The following is a 1540-nucleotide window of genomic DNA, read 5'->3' as shown; positions in this document are numbered from 1 at the left end:
GGTTTGTTCTGTCCTGGGCGGGCCAGCAGCCAGGGTTTGTAGCCCTCGATCTGGGGACGGCCGATCGCTGCGACCGTGCGCACCTGCGGATGGCGCTCGATCAGGTAGGTCGCGAAGCAGCGCAGGTCCAGGTCGGTGTTGTGCACGCTGCCCGGGCGCAGGATACAGGCGACCTGCTCGACGTAACGGACCATGACGTCGGCGATGTCCGGTACCGCCTCGGTCAGCTGCTCCCAGGTCGCGAACGGGATGGCTGCGTACGGGTTCGGCGGGCGCAGCCGCCGACGTCCGCGCCTCACGAGGACCGCCCCGACAGGCCGGGGGTCGGCTCACCGGCGATGCGCAGGCCAGGGACCGGGGTCGGTGGTGGCGTCAAGGGTGGGTCGATGGCGAAGACCTGCGCGTCGATCACCTCCGAGGCGGTGCGGTACTGGGCGGCGAGCCAGTCCTCGCCCAGGTGCAGGTAGATCCGGGTGGACTCGATCGAGGCGTGCCCGGCTTGTGCCTGTACCGCTTCCAGCGGCATCCCCGCGGTCCGCAGCCGGGTCAGGCAGGTGTGGCGCAGCTGGTGGCAGGTCGCCCGGTCCAGGCCGGCACGGCGGCGGGCGCCCTCGAGCACCTCGTCCAGCCCGTCCGCGCTCAACGGGTGGCCCCGCCGGGGCCGTTTCAGGCTCACGAAGACCCGGTCGGTGCCGCCGTCGTCCTTGCCCGTGCCGGCCTCGGCGGGCCGTTCGGTGTTCAGGTAGGCGGCGAGGTGGATGAAGAACGCGGGCGCGATCGGCACGTACCGCTGGTGCCCGCCCTTGCCGTCGGCCACGAAGACGCGCCGTTCACCGGGTCGCAGGTCTTCCAGGCGCAGGCCCAGGACCTCGCAGCGGCGCAGCCCGCCCAGCAGCATCGCCGCGACCATGGCCCGGTCCCGGTGGGTGCGCAGCGCCGCGACCAGCGCGTCGACCTCCGCCGGGGCCAGAATCCGCGGCAGCGTCCGTGGGGCCCGCACCAACGGCACACCCTGGCGGGGACGGTTGCGTTCGCGCCGGGTCGGCAGCCCCCGCGGCACCGGGTTGCGCGGCACGTCGCCGCGCACGGTCAGGAAGGCGTACAGACCGCTGATCGTCGACAGGCGCCGACGGACCGTCCGCAACCCCACGCCGCCCGAGGCGGGCGAGCCGTCGATCCCGACCACCGGCACCATCGGCCCCACCGCCGGTAGCTTCTTCGCCCCGGCCCGCTGGGCCGTGATGAAGGCCAGCACGTCCCTGCTAGTGACCTCCGCGACCGGCTTGTCCACCACGGAGAAGAACACCTTCAGGTCATAGGTGGCCGCCAGCACAGAGTTCGGCCGAGACCGGCCCGCCAGAAAGTCCAGGAAGGCGTCCAGCAACGGCTCGTCGAACCTGCCCGGAGCCGACCCAGGCAACCGCTCATCGCCCGGAACGAACCTCAACGACAGAGCTGACATCAGGCGCCTCCTCAGCGAGACGGACACCTGCAAAGTACAGGCGCCGATGATCCGAAGATCACCCACATATCAAGCGGA

At 71.5% G+C, this 1540-nt stretch carries 2 protein-coding genes; both read right to left on the bottom strand.

Annotation, left to right across the window (positions count from 1 at the left end; genetic code table 11):
* Positions 1-299: hypothetical protein (locus tag ACI3ET_RS16315; protein ID WP_405034124.1), on the bottom strand; the 299-nt coding region annotated here is incomplete at its 3' end.
* A complete protein-coding gene (locus ACI3ET_RS16310; RefSeq protein WP_405034123.1) occupies positions 296-1462 on the bottom strand; it encodes a tyrosine-type recombinase/integrase in 1167 nt (388 codons plus the stop codon). The genes ACI3ET_RS16315 and ACI3ET_RS16310, both read right to left, overlap by 4 nt.
* Between the last annotated feature and the right edge of the window lie 78 nt (positions 1463-1540).

It is taken from the genome of Ornithinimicrobium jinqii (genome assembly GCF_045032595.1).
Classification (GTDB): Bacteria; Actinomycetota; Actinomycetes; order Actinomycetales; family Dermatophilaceae; genus Ornithinicoccus.
Note: the sequence above shows the minus strand (reverse complement) of the source record. Positions and strands in the feature narration are given on the sequence as shown.

What these genes read in the sequence shown, in the direction of transcription:
- ACI3ET_RS16310 (WP_405034123.1), bottom strand. Translation starts at nt 1,462, where the DNA reads ATGTCAGCTCTGTCGTTGAGGTTCGTTCCGGGCGATGAGCGGTTGCCT.